This window comes from Ancylobacter novellus DSM 506 (assembly GCF_000092925.1).
GTDB classification, from domain to species: domain Bacteria; phylum Pseudomonadota; class Alphaproteobacteria; order Rhizobiales; family Xanthobacteraceae; genus Ancylobacter; species Ancylobacter novellus.
On record NC_014217.1, the window covers coordinates 789,525 to 805,605 of the forward strand.

Below are 16,081 nucleotides of genomic sequence, written 5' to 3' on the forward strand. Positions count from 1 at the left end.
CTCGTTAGAGCAGCGTGCCGTGTAGGATCAGCAGCGCGACGCTGAAATAGATCACCAGGCCGGTGACGTCGACGAAAGTGGCGACGAAGGGCGCCGAGGCGCTCGCCGGGTCGAAGCCGAGCCGGCGCAGCAGAAAGGGCAGCATCGAGCCGACAAGCGAGCCGAAGGTGACGATCGCCACCAGCGTCGCGCCGACGGCGAACGCCACCAAAAGCCAGTGCTCGCCATAGTCGTAGAAGCCGAGCAGCTGCCAGGCCGTGATGCGCGCGACGCCGAGCACCGCGAGGATCGAGCCGAGCGCCAGGCCCGAGGGCAGCTCGCGCAGGGCGACGCGCCACCAGTCGCGCAGCTTTATTTCGCCGAGCGCCAGCGCGCGGATGATCAGCGAGGTCGCCTGCGAGCCGGAATTGCCGCCCGAGCTCATGATCAGCGGGATGAACAGGGTGAGCACGATGGCGCGCTCCAGCTCGTCCTCGAAATGCTGCATGGCGTTGGCCGTCAGCATTTCGCCGAGGAACAGGATGGAGAGCCAGCCGGCGCGCTTCTTCAGCATCTCGAAGAAGCCGATCTCCATATAGGGCTCGTCCAGCGCCTCCATGCCGCCGAACTTCTGCGCGTCCTCGGTGCCTTCCTCGATGATGGCATCGATCATGTCGTCGACGGTGACGATGCCGAGCACATGCTCGTGCTGGTCCACCACCGGCACCGCCAGCAGGTCGTATTTCGAGATGAGGCGCGCGACGTCCTCGCGGTCCATCAGCGGATCGACGGTGATCGGGTCGTGCTTGGGCGCCACCGAGAGGATGGGCTGCCCGGTCTCGCCGGTGATCAGCCGGCGCAGCGTCACCGCCTTGACGAGCTTGTGGCTGACCGGATCGAGCACGTAGATGGCGTAGATGGTCTCGCGCGTGCGCTCGATCTCGCGGATGTGGCGCAGCGTCTCGCCCACCGTCCAGGTCGAGGGGACGGTGACGAATTCGGTGGTCATCAGGCTGCCAGCGGTGTGCTCGGGGTAGGAGAGCAGCCGGTTGAGCTCGGCCTGCGTCTCCGGCGGCAGCCGTGCGAACAGATGCGAGCGCGCCGGCTCGTCCATCCAGCGGAACAGGTCGGCGGCGCGGTCGGCCGACATCTCGGAGACGATGCGCACCGCCTCCTCGACGGGGAGCGCCTCGATGAGGTCGCTCGACAGGTCGAAGTCCGGCAGGTCCAGCACCTCGACCTGCCGCTCGCGCGGCAGGCTGGCGAGCACGGCGGAGGCGACCTCCGGCTCCTCTTCGTCGAGGGCCTCGGCGATGTCGGCAGGGTGTTCTTCAGCGAGCTCGGCTGCCAGCGCGGCGGCATCCACGACGACGTCGTCGCGGCGATCCTCGCGGCGGTCATCCGCCGGGTTCCGGAGTTCTTCCATTTCGGCTCTCTTTCCGACGTCCGGCCTTCGGAGGCGGGCGCAGAGAGCCGATTTCCCAGGTCAAGCCCGCGGTCGGCTCAGAGCGCCGGCCGCCGCCGGCCGGACAATCGACTGTAACTGTCGCTGGGCATGGTTAGGGGATTCCGATCTCGCCGCCGTGACACCGGCAGCACCGCCGAGATGGACCTCGCGGATGGTAAAGTCAAGCTGCGGCGCATGTGCCGGAAAGGCGCGTCATGGCTATCCCTCCAGCCGTCATCCCGGACGATCCGACAGGACCGATCCGGGATCGCTTTCGGGAGAGAGATCGGCACGCGATCCCGACTCTCCGCTTCGCTTCGGCCGGGATGACGGGGGAGGGTTATGCCCGCGATGAATCCGTCGGTTCGCGCAGGCGCGCATAGACCTGGCCGAGCCGCATCGGGTCGAGCGTGCCGGTGCGCCCGCCCTCGCAGAGGGCGCCACGGAAGCCGAGATAGTCGGCGCCGACGCCGATCAGCGCCGGGATGTCCTCCAGCCGCAGCGAGCCGGCGAGGCCGGTGATCAGCCCATGCCGGCGGGCCTCGGCGACGAACTGGCCGAGGGTGAGCGGGTCGAGATGCGCGGTCAGCGGCCCCGCCTTCTTGTCGGCGGTGTCGATCATCACCCCGGCGAAGCCGGCACGGCCGAGCGCGGCGAGGATGCCGAAATCCGGCGCCTCGTCGGCGAACAGCACGCCGATGACCCGCGCGCGACCGGCCAGCGGCGCCAGGGCCTCGATGCACTCATTGGTGTGCTTGGAGGCGAACAGCCCGACCTTGACGATCGGTACGCCGGCCTCCGCCACCCGCTCGGCGGCGGCGCGGATCAGCGCCGGCACCATGGGCTGGTCGCCGGCGGTGGCGCTCAGCGCCGGGCGGGTGTGCTCGCCGAGCTGGACGCCCCAGGCGTTCCACAGCATGACGGCGGCGGTGAGCGCGTCCTGGCTCCAGGCGCCCAGCGCGCCGAAGGCCGGCTGCTTGAGATCGACGATGTCGGCGCCGCCCGCGCGCGCCAGCTCCATCTCGTGGAGGTCGGCGACGCTGGCGAGCAGGCCGGGCGGGGTCTCGCTCATCGTGCTCACGAGGCGCGCTTGCGCCGGTGCTCGGCGACGGCCTCGACCATCCAGCCCCAGGCTTCCAGTTCCTCCGGCCCGGCGGTCTTCTCCACGGCGATGGCGTGATAGGCCATCTCCTGGTCGACCTTGTCGTCCGGCAGCATGGACAGGCGACTGACCAGCACGGCGGCCTCCAGCACCGCCGCCTTGGCGCGGTTCAGCCCCTCGAAGCGGTGATGCGCCTCGCCGAAATGGGTGCGGCAGAAGAAGCGCGGGCGCTGCGGGTCGTCCTCTATGCGGTCGACCACGATCTCGTCATGCGCCAGCGCGCCGAGCAGGCGCGGGCACTTGATGCGGGTCGCGGGGGTGACGTCGACATTGAGCTTCCGGCCGATGACGCAGGCGGCGAAGATGCGCACGTCGTCGGTGAAATTGACCACGGCGATGCGGGTGGAGGCGAGGTTGTCCAGCGTGCGCGAGGGGCGGAAGGGCTGGAGCAGATAGCCGCCCTCGATCACCGTCGCGCCCATCGGCGCGATGTGCGGCACGCCCTCGGGCGAGCGGGTGGTGACGATGGTCTCGCGGATCATTCGGACGCCTTTCCGGCTTCGGTCTCGCCGGCCTTTTCCTGCCGGTCCTTGTTCGCCTGCAACGTCGTGCCGGCCTGCTTGAAAGTCAAACGATGCGCCTCCTCGGGACTGCCGGCCACCTCGCCGGCGACGCCCCATTTCAGGCCCTCGTCCTGCGCATAGCGCTTGCCGAGCTTGTAGGCGATCTCCGCGCGGGCGGTTTCCACGCCGAGATAGAAGGCGTGGGCGCCGTCATCCTCGACCTTCAGGTTCGGGAACAGCGCGAAGGGATCGGACGCGATGTGGTGGCCGTCGCGATTGTAGATGTGGATGCCGTCCTCGGTGACGTCGATGCGGAAATTGCGGTCCTTCACCTCGCTCGCGAGGGCGGCGATCTCTTCGGGCGTGGCGGCATAGGGGCGGCGGTCGCGCAAGGCCATCAGCCCGGCGCCGAAACCCTGCGGTAGCGCGCCGGCCTGCCGTGCGGCGTAGAATTCGCGCCGCGCGCGGTCGAACTCGCGCACCGCCGTGCGGCAATGCGGGCTCACCTGCACGGCGAGAACGGCGGTGATGTGCAACTCCGAGATCATCCCCATCAACAAGGCATTGATGCCGGTGGTGTCGGCGTCGGTCAGCTCGGTGACGTTGCCGATGCCCATGAGGATGGGGATGTTCGGGTAGCGCCGGCGCAGCTCGGCATAACGCACCACGGACGCCGTGAAGCCGTAATGGATCGGGTCGAGGATCGGGTCGGCGTAGAAGGGCTGGCCCTTCTCGATGCAGGCGTCGATGGCGCGGGCGAGAGAATCGAGATCGCCCTGCTTCGCGGGCACCAGCACCGGCACTGCCGGGCCTTCCTCGGCGATGGCGAGGTTGTCCTCGTTGAGGCTGAGCAGGAAATCGGCGCCGGCGCGGGTGGCGCGAGAGAGTTCGGTGAGGTCGAAACTGTCGACGCTGACCTTCAGCCCCTCGCCATGCAGCGCGGCGATGGCCTCTTCCAGATGCGGGAATTCCGTGTCCGGCATGCAGCCGAGGTCGATGACATCCGCCCCTTCGCCCTTGAGATGCCGGGCGCGGGCGAGGATGCCCTCGATGTCGAGCGTCGTCGCGTCGACGATCTCGGCGAAGATGGTCACGTCATGCGCGGAAAGATCCACCGCGCGGCGGCGCTGGCCGAAATAGTCGGGGATGTCGGCCATCTCGTCCGGGCCGCGGCTGAAGGGCACGCCGAAGGACCGCTCCAGCCGGTCGAGGTCGCCGCGGAAGCGGCCGGGCATCAGCACCCGGTCGGTCCCCGCCGGCAGCTTCAGCCGCCGCTCGACGATCTCGGCCGTCATCAGCGCGGCGACCTTGACCCCGACATTGACCACCACCGGCTCGACCGCCTCGTCGGCGATCTCGTCGGCGATCTTGGTCAGCCGCGGCTCGGCCAGCGAGCCGGTGATGAACGCGATCCGCTCCGGCCGCTTGTCTGTCGGTGCGGGCTCGTCAGCCATGGGCGGCGGCCTTTTCCGCCACCAGCCGGCGCCGCGCGGCGATGGCCTCTTCCAGATCCTCGATGGACTCGACGACGGTAGTGTCGTCGAACTCCTTGAGCTTGGCGGTGTTTTCCAGGTCGATGCGGCGCGGATAGACCGGCACCGGCCCCTTGGGCGCCATGGTGATCATCTCCGGCGCGGTGTCGCAGGCGAAGACGATCGCATGCACCCGGCACTTGCCGGCCTGCGCGAAGCAATTGGTCACCAGCGTATCGGAGATGCCGAACACCGCCTTCGCCACCGTGTTGGACGAGGCGGGCGAGACCACCAGCGTGTGGTAGAGCCCCTCATAGAAGCGCCCGACCGGCGCCGAACTGGCCGTCGTCTCCTTGAAGATGCGGGTGCCCTCGGGCAGCTCCTGCTTGTACATGCGCAGCACCTCGTCCGCCGCTTTGGAGACGAACAGGTCGACGGCATCGAGCGATTTGATCAGCGCGATGGACTCGGTGAAGAAATGCCCCGAGCCGGTCAGCGCCCAGGCCCAGCGCGGGTAAGCACCCTTGGTCGCGCTCATGCCGCGAGGCTCCCGCGACCCGGCGATGCCACCATGGCATCAATGGTGACAATTTCGACCGCACCGGTGACATGCGCGGCGAAGGAGGGGAACAGCGGATCGACCAGGCCCGATGCCGCCCAGTCGGCGGGTGCCGGTCCCGGCGCGGGGGCGGATTTCACCAGCGTCAGCCGCGCGGCGCCGATCTCGACCGCCAGCCAGGCGGCAAGGCTGTCCGAGGTGAGGTCCCAGCTTTCCGGCAGCTCCCTTGCCGCGAGTGCCATGCGCGCCGGTGCCCAAAGCGCGGCACGGCCCTGCGCATGGGCATCGACGATAGCCTCGGGCGTGTCGGCCAGCATGAGGCCGGGCGCGATATCGGCGAAGGCGAGGGCGGTCTGTTCCATGGCGAGGATGGCCATGCGATGGCAGGCGGCGTCGCTCAAGCCGAGCCGCGGCTGTAGCGCCCGCACGCCGTCCGCCAGCGGCCCGCCCCCAGTGACGAGGACCAGCGGCGCGCCGCGGCGGGCGAGGGCGGAGAGCAGCGCCGTCAGGCGCGGATGGCTGACGAGGCTGCCACCGAGCTTGACGATCTCGGGGAGTGGCTGGGTTTGCGGCATGGGTTCCGTTCCGTTCGGCCGCAGGCTACGCCAAACGCCCGGCCGCGCAAACCGCGCAAGCTCCGGTAATACCGGCACAATCTGCCGCACGAGGGACGGCGGCGGATAGAAAAAGGCCCGAAGCGGAGCCTCGGGCCATGACAAGGTGACGATCAGTCAGACGGCAACCCGCCTGTATCAAGTCTACGAATCATGCGCCGGGTCGGGGCCGTTGTCGAGGCCTGATTCGACCGCTCACGCGCGCGTTATCCGCCGCCGGCCAGCGCGTGCAGCGCGATACCGCTCGTCGTGGCGACGTTGAGGGAATCGAAGCCGGCCTTCATCGGAATGCGCACCGTGCGGGCCCGGGCGAGCACATGATCGGGCAGTCCCGGACCTTCCGCGCCGAGCAGCAGCGCCGCCCGTTTCGGCCGTTCGATGCCGCCGAGCGTCGCCTCGCCGGCCGGGCTCAGCGCCAGCAGTTCGAAGCCGTGGGCGGCGAGCAGGTCGAGGATCGCTTCGGCCGATCCCTCGCGGGCGAAGGGCACGACGAGGCTGCCGCCGACGGAGACGCGGATGGCCTTGCGGTAGAGCGGGTCGCAGGAGGCGAAGTCGAACAGCGCCGCATCGGCGCCGAAGGCGGCGGCGTTGCGCATGATGCCGCCGACATTGTCGTGGTTGGTGATGCCGAGCGGCACCACGACCAGCGCCTCGTCCGGCAGCGAGGCGACGAGATCCGCCATGGACGGCATCTCGCCGCGCAGCCCGACGCCGAGCAGGCCGCGATGGATGTGGAAGCCGGTGATGCCGTCGAGGATCGGCTGCGCGGCGGTGTAGATCGGCAGGTCGTCGGGCGCCTGCGCCAGCAGATCGGTGAGCGCATGCACGCGGCTCTCGGCCAGCAGCAGGGATTCCAGCGCGAAGCGGTTGCGGGCTGAGAGCGCGACGTCGAGCACGGTCCGCCCCTCGACGATGAACCGCCCGCCGCGCCCGACGAGGTCGCGCTCCTTGATCACGCGATAGGCGTCGATGCGCGGGTCGTCCGGCGAGGCGAGGGGAATGAGGCGGCTCACGCCCCCAGTTCCTCGCGCAGCATCTCCAGCTCCAGCCACTGCTCCTCGGCTTTCGACAGCTCGGCGTGCTTCGCCTCCAGCGCCGCGGAGGTCTTGGCGAAGCCGGCCGGGTCCTTGGTGTAGAAGTCCGGCGCCTGCATCTTGTGGGCGAGCCTGGCGATCTCTTCTTCCAGCGCGGCGATCTGCTTGGGCAGCTGTTCCAGCGCGTGCTTCTCCTTGAAGGAGAGCTTGCGCTTCGACGTCGGCGTCGCAGCCGCAGCGGGCGCGGCTTCCGTCTTCTCGGCCTTCGGCCTGTCGACCGTGCGCGCGGTGACGCCCTGGCCCCGCTGGGCGACCATGTCGGAATAGCCGCCGGCATAGACCGCCCACGTTCCGTCGCCCTCGAAGACGATGGTCGCGGTCACCGTGCGGTCGAGGAAGTCACGGTCGTGGCTGACCAGCAGCACCGTGCCGGCATAGTCGTCGATCATCTCTTCCAGCAGGTCGAGCGTCTCGAGGTCGAGGTCGTTGGTGGGCTCGTCGAGCACCAGCAGGTTCGAGGCCTGCGCCAGCGCGCAGGCGAGCAGCAGCCGCCCGCGCTCGCCGCCCGAGAGCGAGGCGACCGGCGTGCCGGCCTGCTCGGGCGTGAACAGGAAGTCCTTCATGTAGCCGATGACGTGGCGCGGATTGCCGCCGATGAACACCTGGTCGCCGCGCCCCTCGGTCAGCGTGTCGCGCACCGAGCGGGCGGGGTCGAGCTTGGCGCGGCGCTGGTCGAGCGTCGCCATCTCGATATTGGTGCCGAGCTTGATCGTGCCGCTGTCGGGCGCCAGCTCGCCGGTGAGCATCTTCAGCAGCGTGGTCTTGCCGGCGCCGTTCGGGCCGACGATGCCGATGCAATCGCCGCGCTGGATGCGGATGGAGAAGTCGCGGACGATCGCGCGGCCGTCATAAGCCTTGGCGATGCGCTCGGCCTCGATCACCAGCTTGCCGGAGGTCTCGGCGTCCGTGGAGGACAGCGTGACGGTGCCGAGCGCCCGGCGGTGCTCGCGGTACTGCTTGCGCATCTCGGCCAGCTCGCCGACGCGGCGCATGTTGCGCTTGCGCCGGGCGGTGACGCCGTAGCGCATCCAGTGCTCCTCGGCGACGATCTGCCGGGCGAGCTTGTGGTGCTCGCGCTCCTCCTCCTCCAAGACCTGGTCGCGCCATTCCTCGAAGAACCTGAAGCCGCGCTCCATGCGCCGCGTGCGGCCGCGGTCGAGCCAGACCGTGGCGCGGGTGAGGTCTTCGAGGAAGCGCCGGTCGTGGCTGATCAGCACCAGCGCCGAGCGGGTGGAGGCGATCTCGCTCTCCAGCCATTCGATGGCCGGCAGGTCGAGATGGTTGGTCGGCTCGTCGAGCAGAAGGATGTCCGGCTCGGGCGCCAGCACACGGGCGAGCGCGGCGCGGCGGGCCTCGCCGCCGGAGAGGCTGGCGGGGCTCTCCTCGCCGGTGAGGCCGAGCTGCTCCAGCAGATAGCGCGCGCGATAGTCCTGATCGCCCGGCCCCATGCCGGCCTCGACATAGGCGAGGGTGGTGGGAAAGCCCGACAGGTCCGGCTCCTGCGGCAGGTAGCGCACCGTCGCGCTGGGCTGCACGAAGCGCGTGCCGCCATCCGCCTGCACGAGGCCGGCAGCGATCTTCAGCAGCGTCGACTTGCCCGAGCCGTTGCGGCCGACGAGGCCGACGCGCTCGCCCTGGGAGACGGAAAGCTCCGCCCCCTCCAGCAGCGGCGTGCCGCCGAAGGTGAGCCGTGTGTCCTGCAAAAGGAGAAGAGGTGGCGCCATGGCGCGGGGATAGGGGATGCGCGGGCGGCGGGCAAGGGGAGGATGGTCAGTCCTCGTCGTCGCTCAGCCGGTCGAGCGAGCGCCCGCCATAGAGGATCCGGTCGAAAACGACGAGATCGCCGTCGATGTGGAAGGCGATCATCACCCGCCGTTCGAAGCCGACGAGACGGGTATTGGGGGCGAGGTCGTCCCGGCAGGTGCCTCTCTTCGGAAAGGTGGCAAATCCACGGCAATAGGCTTCGATGCGTTGAACATAGCCAAGCGCCAGATCCCTGCCTGAGCGCTGGGAGACAAAACGATATATGCCGATCAGATCTTCTTCCGCTTCCGGCGAGAAGATAATCCTATAGGTCACCGGCAATGTCCGCGGCGTGGAGGGCGCGAATCTTGTCGAACACCTCGTCCGCGGTCAGGCCCCGTTCCGGGTGAGCACGCATCTCGTCGACCACCGGCACCACCTCTTCGCGCAGCCAGCGCTCGACCGCCGCGTCGCGCTCCTGCAGGGCGCGCAGGCCGGCGCGGATGACTTCGCTGCCGCTGGCATAGGTGCCGGTCGAGACGAGCCTGTCTATGAATTCCGCCTGCTCGCGTGGCAGACTGAAGGTGCGCTTCTCGGCGGTTGCCATGGATTTCCTCCGGCGCGATATCGGTATGAATTATTCATACCGCGGAACGGTCATGACCTCAATGAATCTCGCATCTTCCTCCCTCGACGCCCTCCTCGCCTCCATCGCCCAGCGCATCGGCGCGCAGCATGTGCTCACCGGGTCCGCCGACATGGCGCCCTATCTCAACGAGGAGCGCGGGCTCTATCACGGGCAGGCGCCCGCCGTGCTGCGGCCGGGCTCGACCGAGGAAGTCGCCTTCATCGTCGAGGCCTGCGCCCGCGCCGGCGTTCCCATCGTGCCGCAGGGCGGCAATACCGGGCTGGTCGGCGGGCAGATGCCGTTCGGGCAGGTGCTGATGTCGCTGCAGCGGCTCGACCGCATCCGAAATGTCGATCCCGTCGACATGACGATGACGGTCGAGGCGGGCGTGATCCTCGACACCATCCACCACGCGGCGGAGGCGGTGGACTGCCTGTTTCCCCTGCACATCGCCTCGCAGGGTTCCTGCCGCATCGGCGGCAACCTCTCGACCAATGCCGGCGGCACCGCCGTGCTGCGCTACGGCAATGCGCGCGAGCTGGTGCTCGGGCTGGAGGTGGTGCTGGCCGACGGCCGGGTGTGGAACGGGCTGAAGCGCCTGCGCAAGAACAATGCGGGCTACGACCTGAAGCCGCTCTTCCTCGGCACCGAGGGCACGCTCGGGATCATCACTGCCGCCGTGCTGAAGCTGTTCCCCAAGCCCGCCCAGCGCTCGACCGCCTTCCTCGCCGTGCCGGATCCGGCGTCGGCGCTCGCCTTGCTCAAGCGGCTGCGCGGCGAGGCGGGGGACGCGCTGACCACCTTCGAATTGATGGCCTCCTTCGGCGTCGAGACCGTGCTGAAGCACATGCCCGGCACGGTGCGCCCGCTGCGCGACACCTATGACTGGTATGTGCTGGCCGAGCTTTCCGCCCCGACTCGCGCCTTCGACCTCGGCACGCTGATGGAGACGACGCTCGGCGCCGCCATGGAGGCGGGCGAGGTGCTCGACGGGGTGATCGCTACCTCGGAAGCACAGGCGGCGAACATGTGGCGGCTGCGCGAGGACATGTCGGAGGCGCAGAAGCACGAGGGCGGCTCGATCAAGCACGACGTCTCGGTGCCGGTCTCGCGCGTGCCGGAATTCATGGAGCAGGCGCTGGCCGCCTGCCTCGCGGCCATGCCGGGGCTGCGGCCCTGTCCGTTCGGCCATGTCGGCGACGGCAACATCCACTTCAACCTCAGCCAGCCGGTCGGCATGGAGAAGGCCGCCTTCCTCGCGGAGTGGGAGACCTTCAACCGCATCGTCCACGACATCGTGGTCGCGATGGACGGCTCCATCGCCGCCGAGCACGGCATCGGCATCCTCAAGCGCGAGGAGCTGGCGCATTACGCAGATGCTGTCGGGCTCGACCTGATGCACCGGCTGAAGGCGGCGCTCGATCCGGCGGGGCTGCTCAATCCGGGCAAGGTGATCGGTTCGTAGTCGACAATATCTACCAGTCTAGAATGATCACAAACTAGAATTCGCGAGTGTATTCGCTGTTTCGAAGCGTTCTACATTTGCGAATTCGGGCTTTTTGATATTGTCGACCGCGCCTTTGCGGGTTTATGGAAGCCGGTAATTGACGGGCCGGCTCTCCGATACGTCTGCGCATGACGCGTGCGGCGGGCCGCCGACCGGAACATCGGAAAGCCGCCATGCTGACATTTCGCCGAATCCTGCCGCACCGCCGGAGCTTAAGCGCGCTGATCGCCGCCACGCTCTTGTGTGCCGCGCTGGTACCGGCGGCGATGCCGGCCTTCGCGCAGCAGCCGGCGCCGACGCCCTCGGCGCCCCCGCCCGCGACGGCCACCCAGCCGGCGCCGATGCAGGCCGCGCCGTCGACGCCGGGCGTGCCGCAGGCCACCGATCCGCTAGTGCCGCCGGTCATGCCCTCCACGGGCGCTGCCCCGGATGCCGCCAATCCTTCCTCCGCCCCGGCCGACGGCACGGTGCCCGCCGACCCGACGCAGGTCCATGCCGAGGGCGAAGACCCGTCCGTTTCCGCCCAGCTGCCGCATGACCTGTCGCCGTGGGGCATGTTCATGGCCGCCGACTGGGTCGTGAAGGCGGTGATGATCGGCCTCGCCTTCGCCTCGGTGGTGACCTGGACGGTGTGGCTCGCCAAGTCGGTCGAACTGACCTTCGCCAAGGGCCGGCTGCGCCGCGCGCTGAAGGGCTATCTCGGCGCGGCTTCGCTGGAGGAGGCGCGCGACGTCGGCCCCGCCGGCCCCGCCGGCGCCATGCTGAGGACGACCTTCCTCGAGGTGAAGCGCTCGGGAGACCTGCCGGCCGACGGCATCAAGGAGCGGGTCTCGATCTCGCTGTCGCGCATCGAGGTGGCGGCGGGACGCGCCATCACCCGCGGCACCGGCCTGCTCGCCACCATCGGCGCCACCGCGCCCTTCGTCGGCCTGTTCGGCACGGTGTGGGGCATCATGAATTCCTTCATCGGCATCTCGAAGGCGCAGACCACCAACCTCGCCGTGGTGGCGCCGGGCATCGCCGAGGCGCTGCTCGCCACCGCCATCGGCCTCGTCGCCGCCATTCCGGCGGTGGTCATCTACAACCACTTCTCGCGCCAGGTGTCGGGCTATCGCCTGCTGCTGGGCGACGCCTCGGCCGAGGTGCTACGCCTGCTCTCGCGCGATCTCGACCGGCGCGACGCGGCGCGGGCCAGCGGCAACCGTGCCGAGGCGGCGCGGCTGCGCGCCACGGCGGCGGCGGAGTAGCGCGCCATGGCGGCGAAGCTGCAGAGCGGCGACAGCGACGATCTCGTCGAGAACCACGAGATCAACGTCACGCCGTTCATCGACGTGATCCTGGTGCTGCTGATCATCTTCATGGTGGCGGCGCCGCTCTCGACCGTCGACGTCGCCGTCGACCTGCCGGCCTCCAATGCGCAGATGCAGCAGCGGCCGGACAAGCCGGTCTATCTCACGGTGAAGAGCGATCTCGGCCTCGCGCTCGGCAATGAGGACGTGGTGCGCGAGATGCTGGGCGTGACGCTCGACCGTGCCACCGAGACCAAGCGCGACACCCGCATCTTCCTGCGCGCCGACAAGATGGTCGCCTATGGCGAGCTGATGGAGGTGATGAACCTCCTGCGCGCCGCCGGCTATCTCAAGATCGCGCTGGTCGGGCTGGAGATGGCCGGGCAGCCGGCGCCCGCGCCGGGAACCGCGTCTCGTGCTACGCCGCCCGCCGCGACGCCCGGAACCGCCGCTCCCGTCGTTCCTGCTCCTGCCGCCTCTCCCGCGCCGGCTCCGGCTCCATGAGCCTGCTGCTGCTTAAAGGCGGCCCGCGCGACCGGCTGCGCGAGGGCGGGGGCTGGCTCGTCTGCGGCGCGCTCGTGCTCGTCGTGCATGGCGGCGCGCTCGCCTACATGCTGCGCGAGCCGCCCATCGTCGCGGCGGAGGAGCCGGCGGCGATCATGATCGAGCTGGCGGAGATGCCGGTGGCGCCGGAGGCCGAGCCCACCGAGGCGCCACCCGGCCCCGAGATGATGGAGGCCCCCGAGAAGATCGAGGAGGAGGTGCCGCCGGACCCGCTCGCCGAGGCCGAGGACGTGCCGCCGCCCGAGCCCATGCCCGAGCAGGAGGACCCCCTGCCGGAGGTGGCGGAGAGCCCGGCGCCCGACATCGAGGTGCCGCTGCCGCCCCCGCCGCCGCTCGCCGCCGAGCTCACCCCGCCGGAGAAGAAGCCCGATCCGCCGAAGGAGCGCCCGAAGCCGAAGCCCAAGCCGAAGCAGCGGGAGAAGAGCGACAAGCCGCCGGCGCCGCGCACCGCCGCCGCGCCCGCGCTCGATGCCGCGCGCTCCGACCGCATCGCCGCGCCGAGCGCCGGGGCGACCTCGTCGAGCAGCCGGTCGCCGGCCAACTGGCGCTCGCGGCTGATGGGGCACCTCAACCGCTTCAAGCGTTTCCCGGCCGGCGAGAACGGCACCGGCAAGGCGCGGGTGGCCTTCGCCATCAACCGCTCGGGCCAGGTGCTGGGCGTGCGGCTGGTCGGCTCGTCGGGCAATGCCAGCTTCGACCAGGAAGCGGTCGCCATGGTGCGCCGCGCCTCCCCCGTGCCGCCGCCCCCGCCGGAAGTGCCGGGCGGGACGATCAACTTCACCGTGCCGGTGGATTTCACACGGCGGTAGGGGAGCCACTGGAGCGCCCTCATCCTGAGGGTCGGACCCGTAATTCGCGACCGGGACGCCTGGAGTTTCGTCATCCCCGGGCTTGGCCCGGCCATCCACGCCTTCAGTACCGCTTGGAGCGCCCGGCAAGTCGTGGATCCCCGGGCCAAGCCCGTGCCTCAACCGGTTCCGACACTCGCGCGAGGGCGTGGGCGCGGTGGGTGGGGTGACCAGCTTTGCGGGGCCGCTCTGTTTCCTTCAATACCCAGTCGGCGATGGCGACGATGTCACCATGCAGCACGGCATGAACCTCGCCACGCTTGGCGCCGGGGGTGAGCACCACGCGGGTGACGAGTTGCCGAATGGCGTCGATCGCCTCATAGCGATCCTCAGGATGATCGAGGGCCTCGGATAGCCTCTCGACCTTGCGGCGATAGAGCTCGGCGATGTTGGGGTGTAGATCGGGGACGTCAACGGGAGCCCTGGCGAGGCTCTCCTGGAGTTCGGCCTGCTTAGCTTCCAGAACCGTCAGCCGATCCAGTAGCGCCCGGTGGAAGCCGCCTTGCTCAATGACGGCGACGATCTCGCGGATAGCAGTCTCGACCTGGGCGAGCTCCTGCCGGTCGGATTCGCTGGATGCTCGGCGTTCCCGGTTGAGCCGGTTGGTCTCCTCGGCAAAGGCCCGCATCGCTTCTGCCGCCTTGTCAGGTGCCATGAGTCGGTGCTTCAGGCCGTTGACCACCCGTTCCTCGAGCTTGTCCCTTGTGACGGTCCGGCTGTTGGTACAGCCGGTGCCCATCAGATGGCTGGTGCAGCAATAGCGGTCCTGACCCCGGCGGACATAGGGTTGCTCACAGCACCCGCAGAACATCAGGCCGGACAGCATGGTGCGCGGGCGGTGGGTGGCGTTCAGCGCATTGGCGGTGGCTCTTTGTTCCAGTGCCTTCAAGCCGCCCTCGATGTTCTTCCTATAGACCTCGCCCAGTTCGGTCTGTCGGGCTTTGACGGCTTCCCACAACGCGTCGTCGATGATGCGAAGCTCCGGGACCTCCTTGCGCACCCAGGAGCTCTGCGGGTTCATTCGCATCACCCGTGATCCGGTGGCGGGATCCTTGAGGCGACGCTGCCGGTTCCAGCGGATGATCCCGATATAGAGCTCGCAGTTGAGGATGCCGGAGCCGACGGCGCGATTGCCGCGGATGGTGGTGTCGGACCAGCGCCCGCCGGTGGGGCCGGGTATGCCCTTCCGGTTCAAGTCGGCGGCGATGCGCTGCGGGCCCTTGCCGGCCGCATACTCACGAAAGATGCGGCGGACGATCTCGGCCTCGTCTTCGACGATCTCGCGCTCGCCGCGGATCGGCTCGCCCCTCGCATCGAGCTGCTTCATCACGCGATAGCCATAGGCATTGCCGCCACCGAGCTTGCCCGCTTCCACCCGGCCGCGGATGCCCCGGTGGGTCTTCAGCGCCAGGTCCTTCAGGAACAGCGCATTCATCGTGCCCTTTAGGCCGACATGCAGTTCGCTGATCTCGCCTTCGGAGAGGGTGATCAGCTGCACCCCGGCAAAGCGCAGGCGCTTATAGACGGCGGCGACATCCTCTTGGTCCCGGCTGATGCGGTCGAGTGCTTCCGACAGCACGATATCGAAGCGGCCGCCCTGCACATCGGCCATGAGCTTCTGGATGCCGGGGCGGATCAGCGAGGCGCCGGAGATGGCGCGGTCGGTGAAGCTCTCGACCACGCTCCAGCCCTGCCGCTCGGCATAATCCCGGCTCTGGCGAAGCTGGTCTTCGATGGAGGCGTCACGCTGGTTATCGGAGGAGTAGCGGGCATAGAGCGCAACGCGTGTCATGGAAGCCTCCTGCGAACCCATCGGTCATGATGATCTGGCCACAGCTGATTCAGGCGTTCAAGGCCCGCCGGACCGCTTCCGGCCCGTCAGTGGTGCCGCCGTCCTATCATCTGCTTCATCCGCCTCGAACATCTCGCGCGCCATGCGCCGGCCGATCAGCCGGGCGAGCCTGGTCACGGACATATCGATCCGGCCTTCCATTGTCGCGTGCCGGTCCATGCCGCCGATCTTCTCGGCTGCCACCCGATCGCCACGCTTGCGATAGTCGCGCATGTGCCCATCCGTTCCAGGAATGGGCGACACTCAACGGGCTACAGAGGCCACCAGAAAGTCCCTTCGAACGGCCGTCGCACCTTGGCGTGCAACGGCTTGCACAAAGGCGGATCAACATGCTCAGGCCACCTTCCTCATCGAAGCCGAAGCAGCTCCTGCTGCTTCCCCGGGTCGCGCGAGCGGTGGAGATGGAGGGGGAAAACAGGCTTCGCGGGGAACCGCCTGCACAAGCCAAGCGAGGAAGGTGGGCGGAAGCCTGGTTGGGGCAGAGAAGAGGCAAAGCCTCTCGGTGCCCATCTGTGGTGTCGTCTCTGAGACCCTCAACCGCGATGGCCTCGCAATGCGTTCAAGTTGCCAGTCGCGATCGCAGATCGCTGCGTACAGGCCTCCAGACCTTGAGATGAGAGCTTAGGGAGCCCGGCAGGTTTATGACCTAATGCGGCCTTTTCGACACGCCCTCGCGAAGGTCCGCTCTGCGCCGCCATCCCGGACATTACAGCGGGATGAACCGTTTCCTCAAAACGGACGTTTATCTCATGGCTCTAAAATCAATTGTTTCTCTCGGCTGAGCTCTGCGAGCGCCTAGATCGTCTGGCATAGCCCGACA

General features: G+C 68.6%; 16 protein-coding genes. 4 read left to right on the forward strand and 12 right to left on the reverse strand.

Features of this window, described 5'->3' with window-relative positions; all coding sequences use genetic code 11:
- Positions 1-4: 4 nt before the first annotated feature.
- The 10 genes from mgtE to SNOV_RS03865 all read right to left on the reverse strand — a co-directional run bounded on the left by mgtE (position 5) and on the right by SNOV_RS03865 (position 9,180).
- Entirely contained in the window at positions 5-1,405 is a 1,401-nt protein-coding gene (mgtE, locus tag SNOV_RS03820) for a magnesium transporter (RefSeq protein ID WP_013165596.1), read from the reverse strand.
- A gap of 361 nt (positions 1,406-1,766) precedes the next feature.
- On the reverse strand, positions 1,767-2,498 hold the full coding sequence (locus SNOV_RS03825) for a (5-formylfuran-3-yl)methyl phosphate synthase (protein ID WP_013165597.1): 732 nt from the start codon (positions 2,496-2,498) through the stop codon (positions 1,767-1,769).
- A 5-nt stretch (positions 2,499-2,503) separates the two neighbouring features.
- Positions 2,504-3,070: a DUF447 domain-containing protein gene (locus SNOV_RS03830; protein WP_013165598.1), complete on the reverse strand. Its 567-nt coding sequence runs from the start codon at positions 3,068-3,070 to the stop codon at positions 2,504-2,506.
- Complete coding sequence (locus tag SNOV_RS03835) at positions 3,067-4,545, reverse strand: DUF6513 domain-containing protein (protein ID WP_013165599.1); 1,479 nt, start codon at positions 4,543-4,545, stop codon at positions 3,067-3,069. Before SNOV_RS03835 ends, SNOV_RS03830 begins: the two co-directional genes overlap by 4 nt.
- Positions 4,538-5,101 (reverse strand): flavoprotein, encoded by a 564-nt coding sequence (locus SNOV_RS03840; RefSeq protein ID WP_013165600.1) that lies wholly within the window; start codon positions 5,099-5,101, stop codon positions 4,538-4,540. The genes SNOV_RS03835 and SNOV_RS03840 overlap by 8 nt, the downstream gene beginning before the upstream one ends.
- A complete protein-coding gene (locus SNOV_RS03845) occupies positions 5,098-5,697 on the reverse strand; it encodes an amino acid kinase family protein (protein WP_013165601.1) in 600 nt (199 codons plus the stop codon). Before SNOV_RS03845 ends, SNOV_RS03840 begins: the two co-directional genes overlap by 4 nt.
- A gap of 245 nt (positions 5,698-5,942) precedes the next feature.
- Positions 5,943-6,749, reverse strand: coding sequence for a TrmH family RNA methyltransferase (locus SNOV_RS03850; protein WP_013165602.1), 807 nt, complete (start codon positions 6,747-6,749; stop codon positions 5,943-5,945).
- Entirely contained in the window at positions 6,746-8,554 is a 1,809-nt protein-coding gene (locus SNOV_RS03855) for an ABC-F family ATP-binding cassette domain-containing protein (protein ID WP_013165603.1), read from the reverse strand. The genes SNOV_RS03850 and SNOV_RS03855 overlap by 4 nt, the downstream gene beginning before the upstream one ends.
- Positions 8,555-8,600: 46 nt before the next feature.
- Positions 8,601-8,909 (reverse strand): type II toxin-antitoxin system RelE/ParE family toxin, encoded by a 309-nt coding sequence (locus SNOV_RS03860; protein ID WP_013165604.1) that lies wholly within the window; start codon positions 8,907-8,909, stop codon positions 8,601-8,603.
- Positions 8,899-9,180: a type II toxin-antitoxin system ParD family antitoxin gene (locus SNOV_RS03865; RefSeq protein ID WP_013165605.1), complete on the reverse strand. Its 282-nt coding sequence runs from the start codon at positions 9,178-9,180 to the stop codon at positions 8,899-8,901. Before SNOV_RS03865 ends, SNOV_RS03860 begins: the two co-directional genes overlap by 11 nt.
- A 52-nt stretch (positions 9,181-9,232) precedes the next feature.
- On the opposite strand from SNOV_RS03865, the gene SNOV_RS03870 reads away from it, so the two are divergent.
- The 4 genes from SNOV_RS03870 to SNOV_RS03885 all read left to right on the forward strand — a co-directional run bounded on the left by SNOV_RS03870 (position 9,233) and on the right by SNOV_RS03885 (position 13,370).
- Complete coding sequence (locus tag SNOV_RS03870; RefSeq protein WP_013165606.1) at positions 9,233-10,666, forward strand: FAD-binding oxidoreductase; 1,434 nt, start codon at positions 9,233-9,235, stop codon at positions 10,664-10,666.
- A 215-nt stretch (positions 10,667-10,881) separates the two neighbouring features.
- Positions 10,882-11,955, forward strand: coding sequence for a tonB-system energizer ExbB (gene exbB / locus SNOV_RS03875; RefSeq protein WP_013165607.1), 1,074 nt, complete (start codon positions 10,882-10,884; stop codon positions 11,953-11,955).
- A 6-nt stretch (positions 11,956-11,961) separates the two neighbouring features.
- Positions 11,962-12,501 (forward strand): TonB system transport protein ExbD, encoded by a 540-nt coding sequence (gene exbD / locus SNOV_RS03880; protein ID WP_013165608.1) that lies wholly within the window; start codon positions 11,962-11,964, stop codon positions 12,499-12,501.
- Positions 12,498-13,370: an energy transducer TonB family protein gene (locus tag SNOV_RS03885; RefSeq protein ID WP_013165609.1), complete on the forward strand. Its 873-nt coding sequence runs from the start codon at positions 12,498-12,500 to the stop codon at positions 13,368-13,370. The genes exbD and SNOV_RS03885 overlap by 4 nt, the downstream gene beginning before the upstream one ends.
- Positions 13,371-13,473: 103 nt before the next feature.
- Here SNOV_RS03885 and SNOV_RS03890 read toward each other — a convergent pair whose 3' ends face one another.
- Positions 13,474-15,201 (reverse strand): recombinase family protein, encoded by a 1,728-nt coding sequence (locus SNOV_RS03890; protein ID WP_013165610.1) that lies wholly within the window; start codon positions 15,199-15,201, stop codon positions 13,474-13,476.
- 57 nt (positions 15,202-15,258) lie between these two features.
- Positions 15,259-15,474, reverse strand: coding sequence for a hypothetical protein (locus tag SNOV_RS03895; protein WP_013165611.1), 216 nt, complete (start codon positions 15,472-15,474; stop codon positions 15,259-15,261).
- Between the last annotated feature and the right edge of the window lie 607 nt (positions 15,475-16,081).

Coding starts and splice junctions, on each gene's coding strand:
- mgtE (WP_013165596.1), bottom strand. CDS start 1,405: ATGGAAGAACTCCGGAACCCGGCGGATGACCGCCGCGAGGATCGCCGC.
- SNOV_RS03825 (WP_013165597.1), bottom strand. CDS start 2,498: ATGAGCGAGACCCCGCCCGGCCTGCTCGCCAGCGTCGCCGACCTCCAC.
- SNOV_RS03830 (WP_013165598.1), bottom strand. CDS start 3,070: ATGATCCGCGAGACCATCGTCACCACCCGCTCGCCCGAGGGCGTGCCG.
- SNOV_RS03835 (WP_013165599.1), bottom strand. CDS start 4,545: ATGGCTGACGAGCCCGCACCGACAGACAAGCGGCCGGAGCGGATCGCG.
- SNOV_RS03840 (WP_013165600.1), bottom strand. CDS start 5,101: ATGAGCGCGACCAAGGGTGCTTACCCGCGCTGGGCCTGGGCGCTGACC.
- SNOV_RS03845 (WP_013165601.1), bottom strand. CDS start 5,697: ATGCCGCAAACCCAGCCACTCCCCGAGATCGTCAAGCTCGGTGGCAGC.
- SNOV_RS03855 (WP_013165603.1), bottom strand. CDS start 8,554: ATGGCGCCACCTCTTCTCCTTTTGCAGGACACACGGCTCACCTTCGGC.
- SNOV_RS03865 (WP_013165605.1), bottom strand. CDS start 9,180: ATGGCAACCGCCGAGAAGCGCACCTTCAGTCTGCCACGCGAGCAGGCG.
- SNOV_RS03870 (WP_013165606.1), top strand. CDS start 9,233: ATGACCTCAATGAATCTCGCATCTTCCTCCCTCGACGCCCTCCTCGCC.
- exbB (WP_013165607.1), top strand. CDS start 10,882: ATGCTGACATTTCGCCGAATCCTGCCGCACCGCCGGAGCTTAAGCGCG.
- exbD (WP_013165608.1), top strand. CDS start 11,962: ATGGCGGCGAAGCTGCAGAGCGGCGACAGCGACGATCTCGTCGAGAAC.
- SNOV_RS03885 (WP_013165609.1), top strand. CDS start 12,498: ATGAGCCTGCTGCTGCTTAAAGGCGGCCCGCGCGACCGGCTGCGCGAG.
- SNOV_RS03890 (WP_013165610.1), bottom strand. CDS start 15,201: ATGACACGCGTTGCGCTCTATGCCCGCTACTCCTCCGATAACCAGCGT.
- SNOV_RS03895 (WP_013165611.1), bottom strand. CDS start 15,474: ATGCGCGACTATCGCAAGCGTGGCGATCGGGTGGCAGCCGAGAAGATC.